Raw genomic sequence first — 23,499 nt, forward strand, 5'->3', positions numbered from 1 at the left:
CCCGCGCCTGAAAGGCATGCCATGGACACTTCTCTGGACCAAAGCGCCGACGAGAACGTCGTCTGGCACAAGTCGAGCTACAGCGGCAGTCAGAACAGCAACTGCTGCGAGGTCGGCCGCCCGGTCAGCGCCGAGCACGGCGCTGTCGCAGTGCGGGATACCAAGGACCGCGCAGGCGGAACCCTCCACTTCTCTCCCGAGAGCTGGAGCGCCTTCCTCAGCGACATTCAGGCCGGCGACCCGCGACTGACCGGCGACGTGCTCTAACCGCTCAGCAGCACGCAATGTGGGGACCTTGACGCAACTACCGCCGAGGTCCCCACACATCCTGCCACCAGCCGGATCTGACAACGGCGCCCGCGACGACGCCGGAAGATCACGGCGGGCATGATCAGTGTCCCCCGACTCCGGGCGGAGAGAAAAGACCTCCCACGATCGCCGCGCTGCCACCGTGCCTACGAGTCGTCGTCGCCCTGCAGGCGCCGCAACCACTCGGCCGAGTCGGTCTCGTGCATCCGGCGCCCGGTGATCTCGCTCAGCAGCTGGGTGTTTCCCGTCTCCATCGCCATCGTCATGGCGCTGCCGCGCAGGGCGTGGGCGACGTCCAGCAACTGCTCTTTGCTGTAGTCCTCCAACCGCCAGCCGAGATCACCCATCCGCTCTACCAGCAACCGCAGCGCGCCGGCCACCACCACCGACTGTCGAGCCAGCGCCGTCAGCTCGGCGTCCCGTTCGAACATCGCAACCAGCCTCCCAGTCCGCTGTACCTCCAGCTTGCCCCCGCGGCGGAGCGGTCGCGGCCCCGGGTGCCGCTTGACTACCGTCGCGAGGTCGCCGGACGCCACAGGTCAACCTGCACAAGATGCCGTGTTGGCGGCCCTGTCCGAGCCCGTGCTGGTGCTCACCGCGCTCCCTCCTCGACCAACTCCATGACGGCGCCGAACAGAACGTCGCGGCGCAGTGCGTTGTTGAAGTCGAACACCGTCTGACCGGGGGTGAGGTTGATGGTGTAAGCGGGGGCGGTGATGAAGTGGACGGTGCCCGTGGTGCGGGCGGCGGCGATCCAGCCCGGGGTGCCTGGGTCTGCCGGCTCGGGGAGGGTGTAGAGGTCGCCCCACAGTTGGTGCTGGATGCGGACGATGCGGCCGCCCCGAGTGACGATGCGCCAGCCAGGGGTCGGCTGCGGGTCGCGGGGGTTGTAGGTGGGCAGGCCGTCGGTGAGGCGGTCGGCGCGGAAGCCGAGGTCGCCGTGGGGGTGAGGGTCGCCTGGCTGGAGGTAGAACAGGGCCTGCGGCTGGTCGCTCCGGGTGATGGGCCAGGCGTACCAGTCCTCCTGGCGCGGCTTTCGGCGCGCGGGGCGCGGGAGGAGATCGGCGGGGTCGACGGGCATGCGGCGGCGGTGGCGTTCCGCCGTCAACTGCGACCAGGACCAGCAGCGGGCCGGGGCGCAGGCGGGGTGGGTGAACACCGGCATGCTGGCCTCGGCCTCCTCGCTCCCCTGGGTGACGGCGCGCAGGACGAGACCGATGTTCACCACCGGGCTGCCGTGCACGGTCTTGTCGCACAGCATGCAGGTGACCTCGGGCCCGCTGGTGGCGACCATCTGGCTGAGCATCCTGGCGCCTTCGATGCCGTGGAGGATGGTGACGGCGGCGGCCACGGGGGTCCGCACCCTGCCGCTGCTCTGCTCGTCGGCCATAGCGGCGGCGACGGTGAAGCCGATGTGGTCGTGGTCCTCGCCGGAGTCGGGAGTGCTGGCCTGGGCGCGGTGCCGGGCCCGGACCTTCTTCAGCGCGTCCTGGTACGAGGTGCCGGGGTGCTGCTGCTGCCAGCGGCGGGCGGCGTCGCGCTCGGCCTGGTTGGGCTGGGACATGGGGCTCTGCCCTTCACAGCGTGCCGCTGTCCCGTGATCCGGGCACGCCGAGGATGCTGGGCGAACCTGGTGGACCATCAACCGAGTTGCTGCCGAGCGCCGCTAGGCGGCTTCGGGCCGTCGTGGTCAGTCCGGTCACGGGCCGGACGACTAGGCCAGGGTCGTCCGCAGCAGGGCGACCAGGCCAGGGTACCGACCGGCCCGCAGCGGCGCGACGGATTCTCGTCCACTGCCCGAGGCCAGCCGACCCGACGGGATCGGTCCACGCGAGCACCTGGTGGCCCAGCGCGCCCTGCGTGACGTCGAAGGCCCGTACGGCTGGTGGTGCCGGGCGGTCCAGGACGTTCCTCGGGTCAGGAAGCCTTCGGCGCGCGGATCCCGGTGATCGTCACAACCGGGGGCCGGGTCGAGGGGCTGACCATGTAGGTGACCGCCAAGGTGCCGATCAGCGCGACTCGGTCGTCTTCGCCGTCCGGGGTCCGTGCGAGGGACAGGCCGCCGAAGGGATCACCAGCAACATCATCGAGGCCGGCCAGCAGTTCGCCGAGCACTGTCCCGGCCAGCAGGGCATGCAGTGCCTCCCGGCTGAGGACGCTGGGGATACCAGCCAGCCGCTCGGCACCGTCCAACGTGCGCAGCTGCTCGCGGACCGCGTCGGTGAGCACGACCTTGTAGCGGCGGCCGGCAGTCACCAGGCAGCCAGCGCGGCAAAGACCTCGCCCAGCTCGTGCACGGGGGCACTGCCCGTCCGCACCGCGGCCGCTGCGGCGTCTATGTCGGCGTCGGTGGCGGTCTGCGCGACTGCCGCCCACTGCCCGACCAGAGTGAACAGATCAGCAGGGTCAGCTTCGTCCAGAGCCGTCTGGAACGCCTGGCGCAGTTCGGCAGGCAGGGCGCGGCGGACCGCGCCGACCGTGCGCGGCCGGTCAATGGGCCCCAGTGGGTAGTCGTGCGCCTGCGCTGTCATGGATCCCTCCCGGTGCTGACCTGCCACCACCCTACGCGGGCCAGCAGCGGTCGTCAGCCACTCAGACTGGCTGTTCGGACTGTTCGGCACCCCTGCCCAACAGCGACGGCCGGGAGGAGCCCGTCGAGCTCGGACCGCCCGAAGCGAGGGGGCACCAAGCCCTGTAGTGCTGGACGCCCGCTGTGCGGCGTACGGTGAAGACGTGGCCTTGGCCAGCCCAAGCCTGCCCGGCATGGACCAGGCAGACGAGGCAGCTGTACGTCGGTGCGGGCACTGCAGCAAGCCGCTGCGAGCAGGCGTCCGCTCCGATGCGCTGTTCTGCGACCGGGCGTGCAAGGCAGCTCGCAGGCGGGAGCGCCAGCACCAGGCCGAGGCCGTCGCGATCGGCTTCGCCATCCTCGACGGGCGCAAGGCAGAGGTCGCGCGGGCCTGCCCGGTCTGCGGCAGGCGCTTCGTCCCAGGTCACGGGCACCGCCGCGATGCCGTCTACGACCGGCCGTCATGCCGTACAGCCGCGTGGCGCCGCCGTCGGCGCGAGCGGGTCCGCCAAGCCGTCTCCGATCAGCGGGTACATGGAGCCGTCAACATGACCGAGGTCATGAACGGGTCCAAGCCGCTGAGCAGCGAGAACGCGATGACTGCTGGTCGAGGACTCGCAGAAGGCCCCGGGGCCCACCCGGGTGCAGCCGTCACCGGCCCGGGCGGAGGTGAGTGTTTCTCCGGGAAACACTCACCTCCGCCCGGATGAGGTCTCGATCAACGTTCCTCGCCCCGGCCGTACCTCGGCCTGGGCGGGCAGAGATCAGCCAGCCAGGCGCACCAGTGCCCTAGTGGCGGACCAGTTTCACCGGCCGGTTGGTGATCGTCACCAACCGGTCGAGGTCGTAGTACGTCGCTCGCAGCCGGTGGTCCGAGATCGCGTCGGCTTCCTCGCTCACCACGAGCTCGGCGCCAGCCACGGCAGGCAGCAGCTCCTCGGTGATGTACGTCCGGTCGATCGCCGACAGGCCGCCGGGAGGCAGGTCCTCCTCAGGGACGACCTGGCGCTCCTTGTCGGGGCCGTGGCCGGAGGTCGCCCCGTCCGCGCCGGCGCACCCGAGGTGCTGCGCGGCGTAGCCGTGGACGTACACCCAGCCGTGGCGGGTCAGCATCTCGTCGGCCTGGGTGTCGGCCACCCACTGGCCGGCGGCGTCCTTCACCGATCGGTTGCCCGCGTAGTTGCGGTCGGCGATGCCGTCCATCGACAGCGGCGCCCGGCCGACGACCCAAGCGTTGAAGTCCGCGTCGACGTGGCCCAAGCGCTGGTCTTTCACCGCGACGCCCGCCCAGAACCGGGCCTCGGCGAGCCTGAAGTCGGGGTTCCAGTAGCAGGCGTGGTCGCAGCCGAAGAAGATCTGCCGCGCGCTCAGGTTCCCGTCACGGTCGCGCACCCGGGTGGGGACGACCACCGGCGGGTGCCAGAGCCCCGTCCAGTGCTGCTCCCACTCCATGTCCGGGACGAGCGGCCCGTCGGGGTCGATGAAGAGGCCGTTGCCGTTGCGGACCCTGCTGTCCTCCTCGCTGACGCCCGGCGGCGAGGCCGGCGCGAAGTACAGCATCCCAAGCTCCTTGGCGATCTCCTCGCCCTGGCCGGGCTGCACCTCGTTGAGGCTGATCACCGCGGCCTTGCGGCCGCCGTCCTGCGCCCGGCGCTTCAAGTACGCCAGGGCCTCGGCCATCTTCCAGCCGTGCTGGACGTTCCAGTGCAGCACCTCCACCAGCTCGCCCGGGTCGTCGCTGGCCAGGGCCTTCCCCCCACTGCTCACGTTGCCCTCCTGCTGCTCCATCCCGGGTCGCCCCCGCACCCCGGGATCCCTTTGGTCACGGAGATCGTCCCAGGACGGCACAAGGCGTGACGGCTCTTCAGGGAAATCCGTCGCCGCGAAGAGACGCACGCAGCTGTCGATTCGGTGCCTGGACGACCGTCAGCACGGATGAGGCCGAGACGGGCGGATGGCGCCTTCCCCCCGGGATTGGGCCTGCTGGGCTCTACCGACGCCGCGCGCGCTGGGCGATGAGGAGCCGGTTCAGACTGAGCGGCAGCAGCCACTGGTCGGCGGCCGCGGTGCTGCCGGTGAGCTGGCCGCCGGGCATGAGCTTGGGCTCGCGCAGGATGAGGCGGTAGGACCCGCGGCTGGGAGGGAACCCGTACTCGAGGTAGAGCGCGGTTCCGGCGCTCAGCGCGTCGGCGACCGTGCAGGCGATGGCGCCGAGGAACGGGGCGGCCTGACTGGCGCGCGGCACCCGGTCGGCTAGCTGACGGCCGCCAAGTGTCGCTTCGTCGGCGGCTGTGCCGCGATCGGGGGCAGCTCGCCGTCCGCGATCTGCTGGAGCGCGTCGCTGATCGCTGTCTCCATGTCGTTCTCGGTCTCGTAGCCGGCCACCAGAGGGTGCAGCGTGTACTTGTACCGGGTGGTGCGCAGGACGATGTTCAGTTCGCAGAGCCTGCGCATGGCCCTGGAGAGCACGCTCGGGCTGGTCTTCAGGGTGGCGGCCAGCTCCTGCTGGGACTCGGGGATCGCGCCGCCAGCCTGCTGGACCTCGGTCAGGAGGTCGAAGAGGTTGCGGGCCGAGATGGGCAGCCCGAGGGTCCGGATATGCCCGAGCACCTCAGTCCTCATGATCATGGCTTCTGCTCCTTCTTCGCCCGGGGCTTTCGGGGCTTCGGCGTCGGCACCACCAGGTCCGGGAAGTCTCCCGGGCCCAACCGCATCAGCATCGCAGTATCAAGCATCTCCTGCTGAGCATCTCCGTTCCCCTTGAAGCACAGGGTCGGATTGACCTGGTACACCGTCCGGTCCTTCTTGTCGCGGCGGATCATGTGCCAGTTTTCAATCCTCGTGAGCGCGGCCGACACGTTGGTCCTGGGCAGTGCGAGGAAGTTGGCGATCGTCTGCTGAGTCTTGATGACCAGGATGCCTTCCTCCTGCTCCCCCATGCAGTACAGCAGAACTGCGACCTCGGTAGGGGTCATGCCCTTCGCCGCGATGACTGGGGCCAGCACCTGGCTCAGGAACGCGTTCGAGACGACTGACCACCCGCGCTTGCCCATCATCTTGTGAGGGGCACGCGGCTTGGCGTACTCGAACTCGGTGACGACCCGCACGGGCCGCTTCTCGCGGGGGAGGTGCTCGCGCGTGGTTGAGGCTACGGCCTGCGCGAGCAGGGACTCCAGGCTCGGCCGCTCCCTGGCTGGGGACGACTTCGGCTTGGCAGGCTGCGGCTCTGGTGAGCTCTGGGCGGCGGAACGGGGCATGAGGCGGCCTTTCACAGCGCGGATGATCCGCAACTTAGCGTGACTTGCCTGCCAAGTACAGTCGACTTGCCCGTAGCGGCGAGTCGGACTACGAGGCGTCGTGGCAACACGACACTTCCAGCCCCTAGTTGCCAGAACAGGCAAGTCGGTGTCGTGAAATCACGACACCCCCTCCCGATCTCCCGCCACTCTGAGTGGGCGGCTCAGACGTGATGCATACATGCCAGGCGTGCCGTGCGCCCGTCTGTCGTGATTTCACGACAGCGAGTTCGGCGTTTCCGCAGGTCACAAGCACTATGGAGGGGAATCCCTCTTTTCCTTATGTCCGGGTCGAAAGGGGCCCCGAGGCGGTATGACCGGCAGCGGAGTGGGGATGCTTCCCATGCGAGTGTCGCCCGATGCACCTCGGAGTTGCCTGTAGAAGCAACTCGGGGCGCGAAGTGTTGATGTCGGCACGACACTCCGGCGCTGAAGTGTCGTGATTCCGCGACGGTGCTTTCGGCGTTCTTGCAGGTCAGAGCTGCGGGAAGCTGCTGGCTCTCTTTTCCACATAAACGCGCGCGGGCGCGCCCGCGCGAGCCACCGCGTCACCTGCCGCTTCCGCAGCCCTGGTTGCTCCTTGCGCCGAACGGCAACCAAGCAGCTGGCTGGACTTACCCCGCCGATCACGGAGGTCCGGCTGCCGCCGGACCCGGGCCCCAAGGGGCCCTCTCCGCGCTCATTCGGCAGGATGGCGGGCATCCGTGCTCCTGAGCCGGTACCGGCGCTTCTCGAGTGTGTCCTGGCCCTCACTGACGGCCCTCCCTCTGCAGGCTGCTCGCGGACTGTGTACTTCTCATCGGCTCGATCTGACGGCAACCCAAGACCGGTCATCGGCAGGCGCCGCGGATGGTCCAGCCGGACGGACGATGGTCCCGCCCGAACAGGCGCGAGCCACTTTGTCGATGGGCGGGGGCCAGGTCGGGCCGGCCACGGCCCGACCGGTGAGGTGGCGGGCCGATGGCGGGGCCGGCCACGGCCCTGCCATCGGAGCCGGCGGCTCAGGCCCTCGACCGGGGGCTGGTCCAGCGCAGCCAAGGCGCTGGCCACGGGTGCGGGGGCGGAGCACGCCGCGACCAGCCACCCACGATGCCGCGGCCCGCGTCGGTCCGCAGTTGCCGCCCGGCCCCGGTGAGAGGCAAGGCCCCACGGTCCGCACAGGTCACGCCAGACAGGCGGAGGCTTCAGCGCGCCCAGGTGACAACCCGAAGAGCTGGAAGCAAGAAAAAAACTAGATGAACACGCGCCTAGGCGCTAAATTGGATGCATCAAGCATCTTCGACGCATGCGACAACACCGAGGACACCATGGACATCACCGTCAAGGACCTGGCCGATGAACTAGGCCTTCGCATCAGCGAGATATCAGTCCACGTCTCCGCCCTGTGCCGCGAGCAAGAACGCGAGCAGGTCGTCCGTGAGGCCTGCTCAAGCAACGGGCCCACGCTCCTCCATGGCAAGGCTGCTGACGAGATCCGCACCCGAGTTCGCGCCCTCGCCGAATCGCCCAGGCTCACCCCGTTCGCCTGAACCGCCTACAGCACCTCTCCGTGCCTCACAGAGGAACAAGCGTGAACGTCGCACTCGCTACCCCCACCACCGACATCCGACTTCGCTCAGCGACCGTCGCCGACAAGGACGCTGTCGCCGAGCTGGTCTCCCTGGTCGATCTTCACCAACCGGCCGACAAGGTGTCCGCTGTTCTCGACGGCATGCAGCAGGCTCTCCAAGCCACCGAAGGCGAAGCACTGTCGCACAGCCGAGTCAGCTTCCTGATCGCCGAGGGACCTGACGGCCAGCAAGTCGGCCTTGCGGTCTGCGGACTGGCCAAATGGATGACGGAGGCACCCCGAGTCCTCCGGCATCAACTCATCCGCCGATTCGCGACGGTCCAGGTCCTGGCCGTCCGTCCGGATTCGAGGCAGCAGGGCATCGCACGTGCTCTGCTGCAGCAGACTGAACAAAGCTTCCGCGAGGCCGGATACCAGGCCTTGACGCTGCGTCACGGCCGAGAACTGACCTCGTTCTACCAGAAGGTCGGCTACACCAGCGCTGCGCGTCTGTCGCTACTCCTGCCAGCCGAGACGCGCCTGACACTCGCTGACCGCGGCTGGAGGCAAGCCTTCAAGATCCTCTCCCCGTCGGTCTCAACCATCGAACGGCAAGGTCACCCCGCAATCATCGACCACTTCTCGGACTGAGTGCGGCACGGCTTCGCTGAAGCCCACTCAGTGCGTTCCACGCGCTGCTCACGCCGAACGCGGACGCGAACCGGCTGGCCGACGCCGAGCACGCGCTGACTCACCTGCACCGGACGACCAACCACGTGCGCGAGCACCTGGTGGCCAGCGTGCCTGAGGCGGAGCGCGAGGCCCGGCACCAGGAGATGGTCGATTCCTGCCGCGAGGAGGGCCTGGCGGTCGTCGCCTCACCGTCCGCCTGACCGACGGCGACGCCTACCAGAGCGTGCGGATCGAGGAGGAGGGGCAGCCGGTGCGGACGTGGCGGCTGTCCGGCCGGGACCGCCTGGAGCTGCACCACGGCATGCACGAGATCGGCCGGATCGTCTGGCTGAGGCTGCGGGCGGAGGAGGGCCGGTGAGCGCCTGCTTCTGAACCCCGGCGCAATTCCGTTCGGCGAACGGTCAAAGTGACCGTTCACGTGCCTTGACCGCGAGGTCACTGCCACCCGCGACCAGCCCCGCACTGCGCCGCCGGGATCGACCTCAGCGCTACTGGCCGCGGTGGGGGAACCAGCAACCCCGGCTGTCGCGTCTTGTAACTGCATGAACTCAGAGAGTGCCGAAGGGCGGCGGACGATCGCCGTCCTCGGCGAGATGGCCGAACTCGGCCGCGATGCCCTCGCAGGACACCGCGCCGTGGGCCGCGAAGCCGGACAGCTCGGCATCGACCTGCTTCTCGTCGTAGGCGGCCCCCTTGCCCAGCAACTCGCCCTCGCCGCAGGAGAAGCTGGCGTGCCCACCGTCGGCTGGGTCGCCGACAACGCCACCGCCGCCACGTTCCTGCAAGACCAGGTACGTTCCGGCGACATCGTCCTGGTCAAGGGCTCCAGGAGCGGAATGCACTGGCAGATCGCCGAAGCTCTGGCCGGCCAGGACGTCACCGCCTGGGGCGGCTGGAACGACAAGAAGGAGAACACACCGACGTGATCTCGTACACGCTGCTCACCGAGCAGGCCCTCGCCGCTGGCAAGGACAAGCTCGCTGCCGGAACCATCGTGCGCGACCCGGATGGCCGGGTGCTGATGCTGCGCCGTCAGCAGGGCGACGTTCTGCCGGGCCTGTGGGACTACCCGGCCGGCGGCCTGCTGCCAGGCGAAGATCCGCTCCTCGGCGCCTTGCGGGAGCTGGCCGAGGAGACCGGCATCACCCTCGACCCGGCCGACCTGGAGTACGCGCGGTTCTTGGACTTCACCAACACCCGGGGCAGGGCGACCCGGCAGTTCGTCTTCACCACCGTCGTGCCGGCCGACACCGCTGTGCGGCTGTCAGAGCATGACGCCTTCGGCTGGTTCGCCCCGGACACCTTGCCCGAGACCAGCGACGGCTACCGCGAGGTGATCGGCTGGCTCGCGCACCGCCTCGCCTGCGGCTGGCAGCCCGTCACCACGTACGTGCGCACCGTCGCCCGGCCTCTGGTGTGGGCCTGCTTCTTGCTGCGCGACCCCGAGGGACGGACCCTTTGGCTGCGCAACGCGGTGGACAGTGACCGCTGGGACTCGCCCGGCGGCAACGTCGAGCACGGGCAGAGTCCCTTCGCCACCGCTCTGCGCGAGACCGAGGAAGAGATCGGCCTCGATCTGAGGGAGCTGAACCCCGAGCTGATCGCTCGGCAGAAGCTGATTGCGATGATCTACCAAGAGGCCGACGCCACCCGGCCGGTCCCCTCCATCGGCTGGGTCTTCGACGGGGGCACGCTCACCGAGGAGCAGCAGGCCAGCATCGTCCTCGATCCGGCCGAGCACACCGAATGGCGTTTCGAGACCGACTACAACTGGCGCGACCACATGACCCCGAAGCAGTACCGGGAGATGCTGCAGGTGGCCCGCGCCGCCCGCTCTGACACCGTGCTCTACCTGGAGCGCCCGGTCCCGGAACACCAGGACTTCGAAGGGATCGTGGTGTTCGTGACCACCCCCGAGGGCGAGCTGCTGATGCACCACCGCGACGACAAGCCGGGCATCGCCTGGCCTGGATTCCGAACTCCGATTGGGGGGTGGCGAGAGCACAACGAGACGCCAGCCGAGACCGCGGTGCGTGAGGTGTTCGAGGAAGCCGGGATCAAGATCACCGGCGTACGGCCGCTGCCCGGCCCCCGGCACGAGCGCGTCTCACCGATGACCCGCGTCCTCCACGCGGTCTACACCGGGCCGAAGGACGCGATCCGGCTCGGCGACGAGGGACAGGGCATCGCGTGGGTGCCGTTCGCCGAAGCCGCCCAGCTCCAGACCCCGCCGTACGTCCCGTACTACCTCGACCGGATCGCGACGGCCTGAACTCGGCTGCGCCCGTCAACATAGGCGGGCGCAGCCCCCGGTGAACGGGGGCCAGACCGGGCGGCCCGTCAGGAGGTGGAGGGCCCAGCGGCGGCCTCGCCAGCTCACCGAGCCCGTTCCTCTGGACCTGGATTACTACCCCTTCGGCGCTCGATCCTCCTAGAGCTGCGACCAGGGAGCTTTCCCAGCCGCGCGGGCCCGCAGCTCCTGCGCCCAGTCGTCGGCCAGGTCCGGCATCTGCTTGTCGAGCACCGCGAGGAGGTCGAGCAGCCCCGCGATCTGCTCCACCTCCCCTGCCGTCAGGACGACTAGGCCGGCAGGGCTGCTAGGGACAGGTGGCTGGGTCATGAAGGGGAGTCCTCCCACGGCGTCCCATCCACCTCTGCGGCTACGGCCAGGACCGTTCCAGCTCGGCTGCCAGCGCTACCAGCTCAACGCCGATCTCGTCGGCGGCCCCGAGCTGGTCGGCGACAGGGAGCAGCAGCAGGCCGATCACGCTGGCCAGGAGCGTGGACAGCTCGTTGCTGCGTTTCTGGTTGCCCTCGATCCACATCGCCTGCCGCAGCTTGTCCACGGTGACCGCCTGGTTGCCCCACCTGCGCCAGGTCCAAGCGAAGTCCGCGTCCGAGCGGGTCGGCCGCCACGTGCTGGCCGACAGCGCGGCCCGCAGCTCGCGTACCGTGCTGGCCAGCGCGGTGACTGGTCGGCCGCTGTCTGCCAGCGCTTCGGCCAGCAACTCGCGGTTGAACTGCCCGGGGTCGCCTTCGAGACGCCACAGCCCGTCCCAGGTCGGAGTCCAGGCGGATCCACAGCGCGGGCACACCAGCAGCAGCTCGCCGCCCGGGACACCCTGCGCCACGAAGCCGCTGACCATCCGGCACAGCTCGCGCGGGCACCCACTCACCTGCGGATAAGTGGTTTTCGGATAGACCGGGTTGCGGATCGTCATGTCCTCGGCGATGGCCCAGCACAGCCGCTCCATGTCCGGGTCATACCGGGGCACCTTAACCGTCCGGCGCAGCACCCCCTGCCGCACCGCGACCGTATTCGGCCTTTCGCGCACAGCCGTGCCCACCATGTGCCCCCTCCACCTCGGTGATCCCGGGCACCTGCCTACCACGGCCGGCGTACGGCAGGGGGCGCATTGGGCGAACCCGAGTGCGCCCCCTGCCGTACGCCGCTACGCCGTCACAAGGTCAAGCCCCGGGAAGGAGCGGTCGGGGGAGCCGCTGCGCTGGCACTACCGGGCAACCGCTGTCCGAGCTGCTGTCGGACCGGCAACCGGGCACGTTCAGAGACGGATGACGATGGCGGTGGCGTCGTCGTTCGCCTTCCCCCGCGCCGGTGACCGGATCGCTTCCTGCTCGCGGGTCAGCCGGATCACCTCCCGAGGCCCCTTGTCGAGCAACGTGTTCATCAGCTGCTCCCAGCTCCAGCCGTAGTGGTCGGCCAGGCGAGACGCGCCGTCGGTCAACAGCGCGACGGCGGCGACCTCCGCGCGAGGCAGGGTGCGAGTAACGGCTCGGTCGGCCGCGGCCGGGTTGGTCGAGGCCACCCAGAACCCGATGTCCGTGTTCCGCAGCTTGCTGAGATCGGCGGGTGTGTAGCCGGGGAGGTGCTGGGTGCGGGTGTCGGTGACCACCAAGACGTCGCCGGGGTGGGTGAGGACGAGGATCGGGGAGTCGCACAACACGAGGAGTTCCACCTGGTCGCCGGTGACCCGGGCGGCGGCGACGGTGGAGGACGGACTGTCGGGGCAGGTCATGTCGCAAGTCCGGCCGTGGGAGACGGCGAGGTCGGCGATGGCGACCCGCAGCACTTCCGGCAGCGGGTAGGTGGTGGCGGCCAGCTGGGTGCCGAGGTGGGCGGCGAGCTGGTGGACGTACCAGCGGACGGTGTGGGTGCAGCCGGTCGGTAAGCCGTTGGCAGTGGCTCCGTCGAGGACGAGGGCCCAGTCGTCCCCGATGAGGCCGTAGTCGTCACCCGCGGTGCCGGGGGTCGGCGCGGTGGCGTACGTGATCTCCATGAGCAGGTCCTTCTTCCGGTGGCGGGGCTGGGCTGCTGCCGTTGACGACGGCGCAGTGGGTGTCGACGACAGCAGCCCAGCAGGGGTCAGGTGAGGTTGAGGGTGCGGTCGGAGACGTAGGCCAGGCGCTCGGCGAGCTTCGCTTCGGCGTCCTCGCTGACGGTTTCCAGGGCGACGAGCGCGGTAAAGACGACGTCGCACAGCTCGTTCTCCACCTTGGTCCAGCCCTCGGGGTCCTTGCCCTTGCGCGGGTTCTGACCGAGGGCGAGGGTCAGTGCCTCATGCACTTCCCCGGCCTCCTCGCCGATCTTCCCGATGCGCATGACGACCTCGAGGTCGCGCTCCAGTGGGGTCAATCCGTCGAGCTTCGCCTTGATCTTCCGGATGGTCTCGAAGAGGAGGGGTGTCCCGGTCTGCGGGGTGGTCATGGTGCTGTTTCTCCAGTGCTCGCGCTGAGGTCGGTGTATGTGCGGGACCTCGGGTCAGGCCAGCATGAGCAGGCCGTCCCAGTGGATTTGGTGGCCGGTGGGCTGGCGGTGGGTGGCCAGTGCGAGGGCCGCCCCGGCACGGCCGGTGAGGAAGCCCGTGCCCGGCTTGGCCTCGTGGAAGGTGGCGGCGGTGTACCGGGCGGCCGCGTCGGCGAGGTGCTGGTGGTTCAGACGCACGGCTACCTCGAGGACTCCGGCGCTGCCGTGGCAGAGCCCCGGGCCGGTGGTGTCCCAGGTGGCGGGCGGACGGCGGGCGAGGCGGTCGAGGGCTTGGCGAGCCAGGGTGAGGAGGACGGGGTCGGCGAGCGCCCGGCCGGTGTGGTGGAGAACAGTGGCGATGCCGGGGGTGCCGTAGCACCAGGCGTCGCGGCGGCCCGGAGCGGCGGCCAGGCGCTCGGCGTCCGGGGGTTGCGCGAGGTCGTCGCCGCTGACGTACGGCGGCCAGGAGGGGCCGGGGGCGGCCCAGTTGAGGAGCCAGTGAGCCGCGGTGGCGATGGCCTTCTCCTGGCCGGGGACGGAGTTGCCGGCCTGGTGCGCGAGGGCGAGGAGGGAGAGGGGTCCGGCGATGCCGTGCGCGGCCCCGGTGTTCGCGGCGCCGGAAGGGGGCAGGGTTCCGGGGACGTTCAGCGCGTGGTCCTCTGCGCGGACCCACCAGCCGGGGCGGCCCGCGCCGTCGGTGGTGGTGATCAGCGTGGTGAGGGTGGTGAGGGCGGCGGTCAGCCCCGGCCCGGCCTGCGGGATGCCGAGCTGTACGGCGGCGAGGAGCGCTCGGCCTATCCCGGCCAGGCCCTTGATGGTGTCGTAGACGCCCCACATGGTTCCGGCCGGGCCCCCGAGGAGCCGGTTGGTGTGGTCTTCGGCCAGGCCCTGGGCGCGGGCGGAGAGCCAGGCGGCGGCGCGGCCGAGGGCTTCGCGCTGGCGCCGGTGCTCCGGGAGGTAGGCGCTGCCGTAGATGAGGGAGGCGGCCAGGGCGCCGGGGCCGGAGTAGACGCCGTCCGGGCGGGAGCCCGCGACGGCGCGGGCGGCAGCGTCCCAGTGCCGGTCGGCGGCGTCGATCAGGGTGGTGTCGCCATCGGCCAGGACGGCGAGGAGCAGCGCGGTGCCGGGCAGGCCGTCAGCGAGGTTGGCGGCGGCGCCGGGGGTGAGGCCGGCGGCCGCCTGCTCCGGGTCGAGGACGGCGGCCACGGTCTCCTCGACCAGTACGAGGGGGTCAGGCATGGCGGGCGAGGTCTGAGGTGCGCAGGAGGTCCGTGGCGAGCGAGCGGGCCAGTTGCTCGCGGTCTCGGTCGGTGCCGAGGAGGCGGTTGCAGTGCATGTGGATGAGGTCGGAGGCGCACAGCAGCGCCACCTCGTCGGCGAGGTGCGGGCGGTAGGCGGCCAGGGCGTCGAGCAGGGTGTTCCACGGGCCGGTGAGGTCGGCGGGGACGGTCGCTGTCCGGCACTCGGCCCGCAGGCCCTCGCGGCGGCGGCGCAGGTCGGCCGGGAGGGGGCGGGGGCGGGCGGCGGTGGGGGTGTTGAGGGTGCGGGCGATGGCGGCGGCGGTGTGGGCGGCGAGGATGAGCCGCTGGTCGTCGCCCAGGTTGAAGAGGGCGGCGCGGGAGAGCGCGGAGTCGGCGGCGAACACCGCCTCGGCCGCGCCGATCGCGCCCGGGCCGCCGTAGCGCTGGGTCTCCCGCTGGTACGGCTCGGCGGTGAGGTGACCGGTGGTCAGGTGCTGCTCGGCCAACAGACCGGCGAGGCTGGCGAGTCCCTGCTGAACCTCGGCCAGTAGCTCGGGGGTGCCGTGGTAGCGCAGGCGCAGGTGGGGGCCGAGGTCGGGGGTGGTGTACCGCAGCCAGTAGGACAGCGTGCCTGGGTACGCCGGGAGCTGGGTGAGGATCGCCTCCTGGTGCCGGACGGGGGCGGGGAGGGCGAGGGAGAGCCAGGTGCCGCCGGGGAGGTTGATGTCGGCCGCCCGGGCCCGGGCGGCGGTGCGGGGGTCGAGCGGCACCGGCGGCTCGGCCTGGTGCTGGCGCAGGCCGATGACGAGTTCGAGGTGGTGGCGGCCGTCCAGGCCGGTGACCGGTGGCTGGCCCGGCAGTACCTCGCTGACGGTGCGGCAGCCGCGGCGGACGCTGCGCCGCAGCAGCTCGCGGTGCTCCGGGTCGGCCAAGTCGACGGGCAGGTGTCGGTCGCTCTCCTCGATCACCACCTGCTGCGGCACCGGCACGGTGGTGTGGGACAGCCAGTCGTCCAGGTGGGCGTGCCAGCGGTCGCGGTGGTCGACCAGCTCGTGGAGGCCCTGGGGGAGGAGCCAGCGCTGCGGGGCGAGGACGGTGGAACGGTAGGTGACGCGTGGGGTGTAGGGCGCTTGGGCGGCGGGGCCCCAGGACCAGGGGTGCCAAGGCCTTTCGTCCGCGTGGCCGAGCAGGTGGAGAAGCTGGGCGGCCGGTGGCAGGAGAGCGCGGGTGATCCGGCTGAGCAGCACGGGGCGGACAGTGCGGCCGAGGTCGGGGGAGTAGAGGGTGAGGTGTCCGGCCGGGGTGGTGGTGATGTTCAGGGTGCGGGGGTCGAGGTCCCGGGAGTCGGTGAGGGGCAGGCCCACGGGGATGCGGTACGCCGTCCGTCCGCTCTCGACCGCCAGGGCCCCGGTGCTGGCGGTGAGGGGTCGGCAGACGATCTCGGCGAGTGCCGGCTCGCTGCCGGCCTGCTGCTCGGGGGCGAGGTTGGGCAGGTAGCGGGCGAGGCGTCCGGCGGCCGATCCGGCGTCCTGCGCCGCGTGGGTGCCGATGGCCAGGGCGAGGTGGCCGTCGTCGTCTTCCCGGACCCGCACGTGGACTTCGGCCGTGCGGGGCGGCCGCCCGTCGCCGTGGTGGGCCAGCGCGTCGACCATCTCCTCGGTCAGCTCCACCTCCTGCTCGCCCTGCGCGGTCGCGGTGAGCAGCATCCCGAGGAGGAGTTGGGTGCGGCGGTCGTCCAGGTCGGAGCGGGCGCCGATCGCGTCCTCCAGCCCCGGCGGGCCGATCCCGGTGGCCAGGTCAACGGTTTCGAGCAGCGGGACGAGGCGGTGAGGGCCGTACGCATCCCGGAACTTCGCTGTCCAGGGCTGCAGCGGCGGCGTGCGGTGGCCGATGCGCCAGAGGGTGTCGACGGCCCGCGCCGCCTCCCTGCCCACCGTGGCCGGGAGGCGCAGGTCGGCCTCGGCGATGGTGTCGCAGGTCAGCGGGCGGGCGGTGGGGTGGATCGCGTCGGCCGCGCGTCGGGCGGCGTGCAGGAGCGGCAGGCGCTCGGGGGCGCCGGGCCGGTGGTGGTCCGCGTCGGCGAGCAGCGCGCGCAGGCCGGTGAGTTCGGTGCGCAGGCCGGCGGCCGGGGGGAGCTTCGCGGCAAGGTGGCCGAGGGGGTCGTCGGCGAGGTCGGCGGGCAGAAGGTCGGTCAGGAGCAGGCCGGTGCGGATCAGCGCGGTGATCGCGGCCCGCACCTGGGCGCCGTCGGCGGTGGGCCAGCGGTTGAGCGCCGCGCTGACGACCCGTCCGGCCGGGGCGCCACCGGTGCGGCCGCACTCGCGCATCAGCCAGTCGGACACCTCGGTCAGCCGGGCTGTGCCCAGCTGCGCGGTGCCGTACGCACCCGGGTGCTCGGCCTCCAGCACGGTGCCGCGTTGCAGCGCGGTCGGGTTGGCGAAGAGGCGGAGCAGGTCGGGGCCGCCCGGCAGGTCGAGGGCGCGGTCGGCGACGGCCGCGAGCCAGGCCGCGCTGGGGAGAGTGGCGCAGCGGTGCTCCTCGCCCAACAGCAGGAGCGGTTCCCCGGCGGCCAGGCGGGCGGTGGTGGCGGCGGCCCAGACGCCATTGGGGGTGGTGCGGGTGCGCGCGCGCAGGTCGTAGGCGGCCCGCGCCAGCACGCCGCCGGAGGTGGTGTCGAGGTCGCGGGAGGCGAGGAACAACCCCTCGGCGAGCAACCCGCCGGCCTTCGTGCTGTCGGCTGGTAGGAGCGGGAGGCGGGCCAGTACCACCGGGTCGGGCACGAGACGGCTACGCACGGACGGTTCCCCCTGGTTGAGACGACCGGGTGGGCGGCACCGGAGCCGCCGGTGCCGCCCACCCGCGTGCTGCTACAGCTGGCCCGGGATCAGGCAGCCGCTGGTCGGCCCGGCCGGGGGCGAGGCCCCGCAACCGTCACCAGTGGTGTCACCCTCGGTGTCCGCGTAGTTCTCGCGGATCGCACTCAGCGGCGTGTTCACCGGTTCGAGCTCGAAGGCGTCCAGCAATGCCTTGCTCATGTGCATCCTCCTTCCAACATCGGTGGGGATGGTGCACCCGGACCGCTCGGGTCCGGGAGTGTGGGTGGGCCGTCAGTCCTTCGGCCAGGTGAGAACCATCGGCGCGCCGGGCCGTTCCAGTGCCCGGCCAGGGGCCATGGTCGCGGGGTCGGTGCCCGAGTCGTAGACGTGGAGGACGGGACCGGGGCCGCCACGGTGGTCCCGGCCCCATTCCCGCAGGTGCTCCACCAGGGCCTCGGCAAGGTCCTCGTCCTCGCCGTGGACGATCACGCCGTACTCGTAGCGGCCGCTCTGGCCCTCGACCGGACGCATCGTCACGTAAGCCGCGGCGGTGGAGTCGGTGTTCCAGGTGAGGGGGGTGCCACCCGGCAGCGCTTGCAGGGCGGACTCCTTCGGGTCCGTCAGCAGGGTGCCGTACGTGTCGAGGACGGTGGCGAACCACAGGTCGATGACGGGCCTGGTGCCCTCGCTCGCCCCCACCTCGACACCGGACCATCGCGGGCTGCCGGTGGTGTCGAGGGCCTTCGTCAGGGCCTCGGTGTCGAGCGGCTGGGTGCCGTCGACCCGGACGCGGGCGCCGGGGATCAGCGCGTGCATCTGGGTGGAGCTCGCCGCCTCCCCCCGCATCGGCACGAAGCCGCAGGGGAGCCAGCCGCCCCCGGAGTAGTGCCCTTCGCCGTCTCGGGTGAGGGCGACGAGGCGGCCGAGGCCGCGCACGCGCAGCGGGACGACGAGCACGCCGCCGGGCGCGAGCTGGTCGAGCCACGTCTGCTCGATCGCGGCCGCCTGCACCGTCACCTCGATCCGGTCGTACGGGGCCGCATCGGGGACACCCTGGGCGCCGTCGCCGGTGAGAAGGCGGACCGCGGCCTCCAGGCCGGCCGCTCGCAGGCAGCGGCGGGCGCGCTCGGTCACCACCGGGTCGATGTCGATGCTGGTCACCGCGCCCGCGTCGCCGACCAACTGGTGGAGGAGAACGGCGTTGTAGCCCCCTGAGCCGATCTCGAGCACCGAGTTGCCCGGCTGAGGCCGCAGGTACTCCAGCATCTGCGCGACCAGCCACGGCGCACTGACCGAGCTGAGGAGCCGGCCGTCGCCGTCGCGCTCGGTGGGCTGGTAGTCATCCCGGTACGCCTCCCTCAACTCGACATCCGGGACGAACAGGTGGCGGGGCGTCGCCCGGAACGCCGCAGCGATCTCCGGGCTGGTGATTCTGCCCGCCCCCTCCAGCGCGTGGACGAGCTGGTCGTTCAGCTCGCTCGAATCGGTGGCTGGCCCTGTGACGCCGCGGTCACTCACGGTCTTCATGCTGGGGAGCTTAGACACTGGCAAGCCCTGAGGGTGCGGGTTCGGAGATGCTCACTGAGTTCGCCGTTCGGTCAGTCGCGGGTGGGTGCGGCCAGCAGGCTGGCGCTGTGCAGGTCGTCCTCCAGGTCGGTGATGACGGTGCATTCGATGAGGATCGCGACCAGTTGCTCCGCGACCGTCCAGCGGAGCACGTCCAGCTCGTCGTACTGGACAACCCGCTGCACGAACTCGGCTCCAGGGCCGTAGACCTTCCCATCGACCCCGGCAATGGAGGGGCGCCGGACACGGACCGCAGTGAAGCCATGCCTAAGCGCACCGCACATCCGTACGGCCTGGGCGGCGCAGCGGGCGCACAGCGGCGGGTGGGTGGTGCCCATTCGTTCCGGCCAGTCGTTCCAGCCCGGTTCGGGCTTGTCCAGGAGAAGGAAGAGCATGCCGTCCGTCGTCACCGAGGGCGGGCCGGCGCAGACCTGGCAGAGGAACTGGCTCATGCAGCGGCGTTGTCGAGCGGAGTTGATCCCGCCGAAGTCCGGCCGGCCGTCGCCGGGCTTCTGGTCTTGGCGGATCCACAGCACACCGCGGCTGTCCCGGTCGCCGGGGGCCTCGCCCACGAAGCGCAGGCCGCGCTTGGTGGCTACCAGTTTGGTCGGGTGGTCGTGCTCGCCGGTGTACGAGATCACGTAGGGGACGATGTCCGGCTTCGTGATCGTGCCGGGGGCCGCCTGCAGCTCGGGGGTCACCTCTCCACCTCGGCCATCTCCGCGGCCGTGCGCCAGTACCACGGTGGGTCGCCCTCGTCGCCTCGGACGCAGCTCAGTCGGTAGTCGCCCTCGGTGCACCAGGCGGAGGAGCCGGTGGCGCGTTCGAGGGCGTCGATGCAGCCAGTGAGGATGTGGATCCACCGCAGGGCTCGGTAAGGCCGGCCGTCGGCGAATCGCATCACGTCGACGCCGTAGGCCTGGTGGAAAGCCTCGTAGGCGGCGTCCGGGTCGTCGTCGCGGTCCCCCTGGTGCGGGAGGGCGGGGTCGTTGGCGTAGACGTCCTGCTGCAGGGCGACGGATGCCAGGTCCACCATCGGGGGCCCGATCCGCAGGTCGGCCAGGTCCAGGAGGCCGGTACCGGATGCGGTAGCCGTGGTCTCCCGCGGGCTCAGCGCGGTGTGGATGACGCCGGACTTCGTGGGCCACCGTGCCACGTTCCACCAGGCCGCCAGGGCTTGGAGCTCGCGGATCAGGTGGCCGCGGACGGTCGGGGCCAGATCTCTCAGCGCCCGGACTCTCACGTGTAGGTCGGTGAACGGCTGGTAGAGGCGGATGCCCAGGAAGTCCGGCGGCTCCGGGAGCGAGTGCAGGTCACTGAGCACGCCGGCGAGCCCCGTCGGAGTGGCCCGGCCGCCGTCGCCGAAGTCCTCCCAGAACGACACCGCCACGCCACCGTGCGAGGTGATCGGCTGACGGCGCAGCGGGCGGGGCGTCTGCACGCCTTCCGAGCGCACCCAGTAGGCCACGGCGCACTGCTGCGCGGCGGCCAGGGCGTGTCCTCGGGCGTGGATCTTGGCCACCACCCCGCTCCCGCCCTTCCAGGTGGCCGCGGGCAGCCGGTAGACCCGGCTCCGCCCGTTCGAGAGCAGCACCGCGCCTTCGGGGTCGAGCCCCTCCGCCAGAGCCGCCGCGTACAGTGCCGGCTCCCTCGACGCGATGGATCCGCCGTACTGGGACCCGTCGGCGGGGGCCGCCGTGCCGCGCGCCCTCCGGACCGCGTTGCTGGACGTGGTGCTCACCTTCTTCAACTCTCCGTCGTCTTCTGCGGGGGGATCGAGCCGGTCTCCCGCCCGGGGGTTGGCGGGAGACCGGCTCGGCCTCGGGGTTCGACGTGTCCGACGCACGGATCCTCCGAGGGGCCTGCCCCTGGCCCGGCTGCTCCGGGCCGGGCCGCGCGGGGATGGGGCAGGGATCCGGCGGCCGCCTGCCAGGCCGCCGGGCTGATCGGGTGCCGTCCCGATGAACGGCACCCAGCTCTAGGCGCTCTTGCGGCCGGTCTGGCCGCCTCGAACGAACTCGCCCCAGCCGAGCCCAGGCGTGCGCCGAGGAAGAGGGTGAACCCGCGCCGGCCGCGATACGGCCGCCTGCCCGGCCTCGCGCTGGGCGAGGGCGCGGCTGCGCCGCACCATGGCGGTTAAGCGCTGCTCCCGCTGCTGCTCGGTGCGGAGCTGGCCGACGGTGACGTGGAACCAGACGACCTTGCCGGCCCCGGCCGGATACCAGCCCCATGCGTCGGCGAGCTCGCTTACGAGGTGGAGGCCGCGGCCGCCCTGGCTGCCCTTGTTGTGCTTCCGCTGCTGGGGTAAGCGCAGGCTGTTGTCCTGCACGTCCACTCTCAGGTGCCCTTCGCGGGTCCAGGTGACCCGGACCCGGAGCACCGTTCCGGCGTGGCGGCGGGCGTTGGTCAGCAACTCGCTCAGGCAGAGCAGCGCGTCGTCCAGCCGTTCGTCGGCCGGCAGCTCGTGGTCCTTGACCAGCTCCTTGAGGCTCCGGCGTGCTGCCGGAACCGCCGTCTGCCCGGTCTCGATCTCCAGGTTGGCGTCCACCTCGACGTTGCACGGCCAAGCCGGGCAGTCGGCGTCGCACGTGCCGTCGGCGGCCCGGGTATGCACCGCCGCCTTGCTGGCGGGGACCAGCTGCTCGGGTTCGTTCGTCGTCGTAGGCATCCGCGGTCTCCTGGGGAAGAGCGTGGCCCGCCTGCTCGCAGGGTGCGGCTCGCCGGCTGGCCCGAGGGGGCTGATGCCCAGTCAACTGGCCGGGCTGAATGTTGACGAGGAACAATCGGGGTCGTCCCGCGCGCACGGAGAGGGAACTTTTGACGATCTCATTACCCAAACGGCTGCACGATCGGTGACCGCACCGCTACTTTGAGGGCATGGGGGAGAACCTCGCTCTACGAGCCCGGATGGCCGAACTGCGGCTGACACGACTCGAGTTAGCACGGCAGCTCAACGATGAACTGGGCCGCGTCACAGGCAAGATCGGGACCCTCTCGGAGCGCACCGTCCAGAAGTGGCTGTCCGGCAAGAGCCGGTGGCCGCAGGGCAGAATCAGGATCGCGCTCACCAACGTGCTGGAGCGCACACCCGAGCAGCTCGGCTTCATCGAGCCGGGCGTCGCACCCTCGCCGGAGGAACCCGTGCTTCGTCGCAGCTTCATCGCCATCACGGCCGCTGCCCTGCCCCCGCTCCCCACACTTGCAGCCCCCACGATGGTCGGCCGGTCCGACGTCGCCCGCCTACGCACCAAGCTGGACGACCTGGTCGCCCTCGACTACCACCTGGGCGGGCATACCGCGTTGGAAGCTGCCGCTGTTGCTGGCGCGGCCGAAGCCCTCAAGCTCAAGAAGATGAACACCAGCCAGGCCATCGGCCGACAGCTCCTCAGCCTCGCTGCCGACTTCACCGCTACGGCGGCGTTCAGCGCGATCGACGACCGCCGGTTCAAGCGGGCCCAGGAACTCCTCAAGGACACGCTCACCTACGCCGGCCTCGCCCAGGACTCCACCGCCCAGCTGCGGGTGTACAACAACCTGGCGGTCATCGCCTTCCAGCAGCAACAGTGGCACGACTCCATCGCCGCTGCCCAGGCCGCCCACGGCCTGGGAGTCTCCCGGCGTGACCCCCTGGCCGCCTCCCTCGCTCACGCCCGCGCCGCAATCGGGTACGCCGCAGCCTCAGACCGCCAAGCCGCCCTCCGCTACCTCGGACACGCCCACGACGCCCTGAACCGAGCCAGCGAGGAGCAACGGCCTTCCTGGCTGGCCTTCTACGGCCGCGCTGAACTCTTCGCCCTCTCCGCAGTCGTCCACCAGCGGCTCGGCTCCGCAGAACAGGCCGAAGGCGCCGCCCACCAAGCGCTGGCCAGCATCCCCGCCCAGTACCGGCGCAACCGAGCGTCAGCGACAGGGTGGCTCGCCCTCGCCCAGCTACACCAAGGTGAGATCGAACAGGCCTGCGCCACCGCCCTCACCGTGCGGCCACTCATGGGCCACGACGAGCTGCCGACCAGAATGCGAAGCCTGCTCGGCGACTTCCACCGCGACTTGATCAGTGTGGCGCCGGACAGCACGGCTACGCGAGAGTGGACCGATCGAGTTCGCCGCCCGAAGGAGAGCCAGTGATAACGACCCGTCACCACCGCGAAGGAGAGCTTCCGGAGGGCCTGTCCGACCTGCTGATCGCCGTGCACGCTGATGCCTACGCCGACCAGGCCGACGACCCGTTCGTACAGAGGTTCCCCTGGTTCGTGAAGCACTGGATCGAGCGGCCGGGCTTCCACTGCGTGGTCGCCTACGACGACGACGGTGAGGAGCCAGTCGGCTTCGCGTACGGCGCGCCGCTCGCTGAGGGCAAGGAGTGGTGGCGCGGCCACCTCGAAGAAGAGCCGGCCGACCCCAGCACCTTCGCCGTGTCGGAGGTCATGATCCGGCCGCGCTGGCGCAAGCAGGGCATCTCTGATCTGCTCCACACCGAGCTGCTCGCCTCCAAGCCCCAGGCCCTGGCCACCCTTTTGGTCGACACCACCCACCCGCGGGTCCAAGCCCTCTACGAGTCCTGGGACTACCGGAAGGTCGGGGAGCAGCAGCCGTTCGAGGACGCTCCCGTGTATGCCGTCATGGTCCGGCCTATCTGACCGTGCGCCCGAGCGGTCAGGAGGGGAGCAGTACGTACTGCTCCCCTCCTGACCAGTT

General features: G+C 70.9%; 27 protein-coding genes. 8 read left to right on the plus strand and 19 right to left on the minus strand.

The features are described 5' to 3' along the window. The first annotated feature begins 21 nt into the window (after positions 1 to 21). Entirely contained in the window at positions 22 to 267 is a 246-nt protein-coding gene (locus IF30_RS0115400) for a DUF397 domain-containing protein (protein ID WP_051710339.1), read from the plus strand. Positions 268 to 455: 188 nt separating this feature from the next. Here IF30_RS0115400 and IF30_RS0115405 read toward each other — a convergent pair whose 3' ends face one another. The 8 genes from IF30_RS0115405 to IF30_RS0115440 form a co-directional block, all read right to left on the minus strand. Continuing rightward, a complete protein-coding gene (locus tag IF30_RS0115405; RefSeq protein WP_158835129.1) occupies positions 456 to 740 on the minus strand; it encodes a hypothetical protein in 285 nt (94 codons plus the stop codon). A gap of 161 nt (positions 741 to 901) precedes the next feature. Beyond that, on the minus strand, positions 902 to 1,873 hold the full coding sequence (locus IF30_RS0115410; protein WP_030237752.1) for a hypothetical protein: 972 nt from the start codon (positions 1,871 to 1,873) through the stop codon (positions 902 to 904). Between the two features lie 353 nt (positions 1,874 to 2,226). Next, the gene (locus IF30_RS0115415; RefSeq protein WP_030237754.1) at positions 2,227 to 2,565 is read right to left on the minus strand and encodes a hypothetical protein; all 339 of its coding nucleotides are present in this window, start codon (positions 2,563 to 2,565) and stop codon (positions 2,227 to 2,229) included. Next, positions 2,562 to 2,840, minus strand: a complete 279-nt coding sequence (locus IF30_RS0115420; protein WP_030237756.1) for a hypothetical protein — start codon at positions 2,838 to 2,840, stop codon at positions 2,562 to 2,564. Before IF30_RS0115420 ends, IF30_RS0115415 begins: the two co-directional genes overlap by 4 nt. Before the next feature lie 827 nt (positions 2,841 to 3,667). Then, positions 3,668 to 4,645: a hypothetical protein gene (locus IF30_RS0115425; protein ID WP_158835132.1), complete on the minus strand. Its 978-nt coding sequence runs from the start codon at positions 4,643 to 4,645 to the stop codon at positions 3,668 to 3,670. 223 nt (positions 4,646 to 4,868) lie between these two features. After that, on the minus strand, positions 4,869 to 5,123 hold the full coding sequence (locus tag IF30_RS0115430; protein ID WP_030237761.1) for a hypothetical protein: 255 nt from the start codon (positions 5,121 to 5,123) through the stop codon (positions 4,869 to 4,871). Between the two features lie 8 nt (positions 5,124 to 5,131). Further along, a complete protein-coding gene (locus IF30_RS43610) occupies positions 5,132 to 5,506 on the minus strand; it encodes a winged helix-turn-helix domain-containing protein (RefSeq protein WP_051710342.1) in 375 nt (124 codons plus the stop codon). Next, a complete protein-coding gene (locus IF30_RS0115440) occupies positions 5,503 to 5,985 on the minus strand; it encodes a replication/maintenance protein RepL (protein ID WP_158835135.1) in 483 nt (160 codons plus the stop codon). Before IF30_RS0115440 ends, IF30_RS43610 begins: the two co-directional genes overlap by 4 nt. A 1,424-nt stretch (positions 5,986 to 7,409) precedes the next feature. On the opposite strand from IF30_RS0115440, the gene IF30_RS0115445 reads away from it, so the two are divergent. The 5 genes from IF30_RS0115445 to IF30_RS43615 all read left to right on the plus strand — a co-directional run bounded on the left by IF30_RS0115445 (position 7,410) and on the right by IF30_RS43615 (position 10,688). Further along, positions 7,410 to 7,703: a hypothetical protein gene (locus IF30_RS0115445; RefSeq protein ID WP_030237771.1), complete on the plus strand. Its 294-nt coding sequence runs from the start codon at positions 7,410 to 7,412 to the stop codon at positions 7,701 to 7,703. A gap of 41 nt (positions 7,704 to 7,744) precedes the next feature. Next, positions 7,745 to 8,374, plus strand: coding sequence for a GNAT family N-acetyltransferase (locus tag IF30_RS0115450; RefSeq protein WP_030237774.1), 630 nt, complete (start codon positions 7,745 to 7,747; stop codon positions 8,372 to 8,374). Between the two features lie 265 nt (positions 8,375 to 8,639). Further along, positions 8,640 to 8,774 carry a hypothetical protein gene (locus IF30_RS50220; RefSeq protein ID WP_267884537.1) on the plus strand — a complete coding sequence of 45 codons (135 nt, stop codon included), beginning with the start codon at positions 8,640 to 8,642 and terminating at the stop codon, positions 8,772 to 8,774. 184 nt (positions 8,775 to 8,958) lie between these two features. Beyond that, entirely contained in the window at positions 8,959 to 9,342 is a 384-nt protein-coding gene (locus IF30_RS41535; RefSeq protein WP_199807870.1) for a glutamate ligase domain-containing protein, read from the plus strand. Beyond that, complete coding sequence (locus IF30_RS43615) at positions 9,339 to 10,688, plus strand: NUDIX hydrolase (RefSeq protein ID WP_051710345.1); 1,350 nt, start codon at positions 9,339 to 9,341, stop codon at positions 10,686 to 10,688. The genes IF30_RS41535 and IF30_RS43615 overlap by 4 nt, the downstream gene beginning before the upstream one ends. 159 nt (positions 10,689 to 10,847) lie before the next feature. Here IF30_RS43615 and IF30_RS0115480 read toward each other — a convergent pair whose 3' ends face one another. From IF30_RS0115480 to IF30_RS43625, 11 genes are all read right to left on the minus strand, one after another. Beyond that, positions 10,848 to 11,036, minus strand: coding sequence for a hypothetical protein (locus IF30_RS0115480; protein ID WP_030237780.1), 189 nt, complete (start codon positions 11,034 to 11,036; stop codon positions 10,848 to 10,850). Positions 11,037 to 11,076: 40 nt separating this feature from the next. Then, entirely contained in the window at positions 11,077 to 11,766 is a 690-nt protein-coding gene (locus tag IF30_RS0115485) for a hypothetical protein (protein WP_158835138.1), read from the minus strand. Between the two features lie 213 nt (positions 11,767 to 11,979). Continuing rightward, a complete protein-coding gene (locus IF30_RS0115490; RefSeq protein ID WP_030237786.1) occupies positions 11,980 to 12,714 on the minus strand; it encodes a protein phosphatase 2C domain-containing protein in 735 nt (244 codons plus the stop codon). Between the two features lie 86 nt (positions 12,715 to 12,800). Then, the gene (locus IF30_RS0115495; RefSeq protein ID WP_030237789.1) at positions 12,801 to 13,142 is read right to left on the minus strand and encodes a MazG-like family protein; all 342 of its coding nucleotides are present in this window, start codon (positions 13,140 to 13,142) and stop codon (positions 12,801 to 12,803) included. Between the two features lie 54 nt (positions 13,143 to 13,196). Continuing rightward, positions 13,197 to 14,420, minus strand: coding sequence for a lanthionine synthetase C family protein (locus IF30_RS43620; protein WP_051710347.1), 1,224 nt, complete (start codon positions 14,418 to 14,420; stop codon positions 13,197 to 13,199). After that, positions 14,413 to 17,217, minus strand: coding sequence for a lantibiotic dehydratase (locus IF30_RS0115505; RefSeq protein WP_078891407.1), 2,805 nt, complete (start codon positions 17,215 to 17,217; stop codon positions 14,413 to 14,415). The genes IF30_RS43620 and IF30_RS0115505 overlap by 8 nt, the downstream gene beginning before the upstream one ends. Before the next feature lie 72 nt (positions 17,218 to 17,289). After that, positions 17,290 to 17,457, minus strand: a complete 168-nt coding sequence (locus IF30_RS48645; RefSeq protein WP_199807871.1) for a hypothetical protein — start codon at positions 17,455 to 17,457, stop codon at positions 17,290 to 17,292. Positions 17,458 to 17,529: 72 nt separating this feature from the next. After that, positions 17,530 to 18,765: a methyltransferase, FxLD system gene (gene fxlM / locus IF30_RS0115515; protein ID WP_037900071.1), complete on the minus strand. Its 1,236-nt coding sequence runs from the start codon at positions 18,763 to 18,765 to the stop codon at positions 17,530 to 17,532. Positions 18,766 to 18,836: 71 nt separating this feature from the next. Next, positions 18,837 to 19,505 carry a hypothetical protein gene (locus tag IF30_RS0115520; RefSeq protein ID WP_051710351.1) on the minus strand — a complete coding sequence of 223 codons (669 nt, stop codon included), beginning with the start codon at positions 19,503 to 19,505 and terminating at the stop codon, positions 18,837 to 18,839. Next, on the minus strand, positions 19,502 to 20,545 hold the full coding sequence (locus tag IF30_RS0115525) for a phosphotransferase (protein ID WP_158835141.1): 1,044 nt from the start codon (positions 20,543 to 20,545) through the stop codon (positions 19,502 to 19,504). The genes IF30_RS0115520 and IF30_RS0115525 overlap by 4 nt, the downstream gene beginning before the upstream one ends. Before the next feature lie 237 nt (positions 20,546 to 20,782). Then, the gene (locus IF30_RS43625) at positions 20,783 to 21,472 is read right to left on the minus strand and encodes an ATP-binding protein (protein WP_051710352.1); all 690 of its coding nucleotides are present in this window, start codon (positions 21,470 to 21,472) and stop codon (positions 20,783 to 20,785) included. Positions 21,473 to 21,681: 209 nt separating this feature from the next. Between IF30_RS43625 and IF30_RS0115535 the strand changes: the two genes are divergently transcribed. Both IF30_RS0115535 and IF30_RS0115540 read left to right on the plus strand, forming a co-directional pair. After that, on the plus strand, positions 21,682 to 22,929 hold the full coding sequence (locus IF30_RS0115535; protein WP_030237805.1) for a hypothetical protein: 1,248 nt from the start codon (positions 21,682 to 21,684) through the stop codon (positions 22,927 to 22,929). After that, the gene (locus tag IF30_RS0115540) at positions 22,926 to 23,441 is read left to right on the plus strand and encodes a GNAT family N-acetyltransferase (RefSeq protein ID WP_030237809.1); all 516 of its coding nucleotides are present in this window, start codon (positions 22,926 to 22,928) and stop codon (positions 23,439 to 23,441) included. The genes IF30_RS0115535 and IF30_RS0115540 overlap by 4 nt, the downstream gene beginning before the upstream one ends. Positions 23,442 to 23,499: the final 58 nt, after the last annotated feature.

It is taken from the genome of Streptomyces sp. NRRL S-350 (assembly GCF_000719705.1).
Classification (GTDB): Bacteria; Actinomycetota; Actinomycetes; order Streptomycetales; family Streptomycetaceae; genus Kitasatospora.

Coding starts and splice junctions, on each gene's coding strand:
- IF30_RS43610 (WP_051710342.1), bottom strand. CDS start 5,506: ATGATCATGAGGACTGAGGTGCTCGGGCATATCCGGACCCTCGGGCTG.
- IF30_RS43620 (WP_051710347.1), bottom strand. CDS start 14,420: ATGCCTGACCCCCTCGTACTGGTCGAGGAGACCGTGGCCGCCGTCCTC.
- IF30_RS43625 (WP_051710352.1), bottom strand. CDS start 21,472: ATGCCTACGACGACGAACGAACCCGAGCAGCTGGTCCCCGCCAGCAAG.
- IF30_RS0115420 (WP_030237756.1), bottom strand. CDS start 2,840: ATGACAGCGCAGGCGCACGACTACCCACTGGGGCCCATTGACCGGCCG.
- IF30_RS0115490 (WP_030237786.1), bottom strand. CDS start 12,714: ATGGAGATCACGTACGCCACCGCGCCGACCCCCGGCACCGCGGGTGAC.
- IF30_RS41535 (WP_199807870.1), top strand. CDS start 8,959: ATGAACTCAGAGAGTGCCGAAGGGCGGCGGACGATCGCCGTCCTCGGC.
- IF30_RS0115405 (WP_158835129.1), bottom strand. CDS start 740: ATGTTCGAACGGGACGCCGAGCTGACGGCGCTGGCTCGACAGTCGGTG.
- IF30_RS0115485 (WP_158835138.1), bottom strand. CDS start 11,766: ATGGTGGGCACGGCTGTGCGCGAAAGGCCGAATACGGTCGCGGTGCGG.
- IF30_RS0115410 (WP_030237752.1), bottom strand. CDS start 1,873: ATGTCCCAGCCCAACCAGGCCGAGCGCGACGCCGCCCGCCGCTGGCAG.
- IF30_RS0115480 (WP_030237780.1), bottom strand. CDS start 11,036: ATGACCCAGCCACCTGTCCCTAGCAGCCCTGCCGGCCTAGTCGTCCTG.
- IF30_RS0115535 (WP_030237805.1), top strand. CDS start 21,682: ATGGGGGAGAACCTCGCTCTACGAGCCCGGATGGCCGAACTGCGGCTG.
- IF30_RS0115445 (WP_030237771.1), top strand. CDS start 7,410: ATGAACACGCGCCTAGGCGCTAAATTGGATGCATCAAGCATCTTCGAC.
- fxlM (WP_037900071.1), bottom strand. CDS start 18,765: ATGAAGACCGTGAGTGACCGCGGCGTCACAGGGCCAGCCACCGATTCG.
- IF30_RS0115400 (WP_051710339.1), top strand. CDS start 22: ATGGACACTTCTCTGGACCAAAGCGCCGACGAGAACGTCGTCTGGCAC.
- IF30_RS0115495 (WP_030237789.1), bottom strand. CDS start 13,142: ATGACCACCCCGCAGACCGGGACACCCCTCCTCTTCGAGACCATCCGG.
- IF30_RS48645 (WP_199807871.1), bottom strand. CDS start 17,457: ATGAGCAAGGCATTGCTGGACGCCTTCGAGCTCGAACCGGTGAACACG.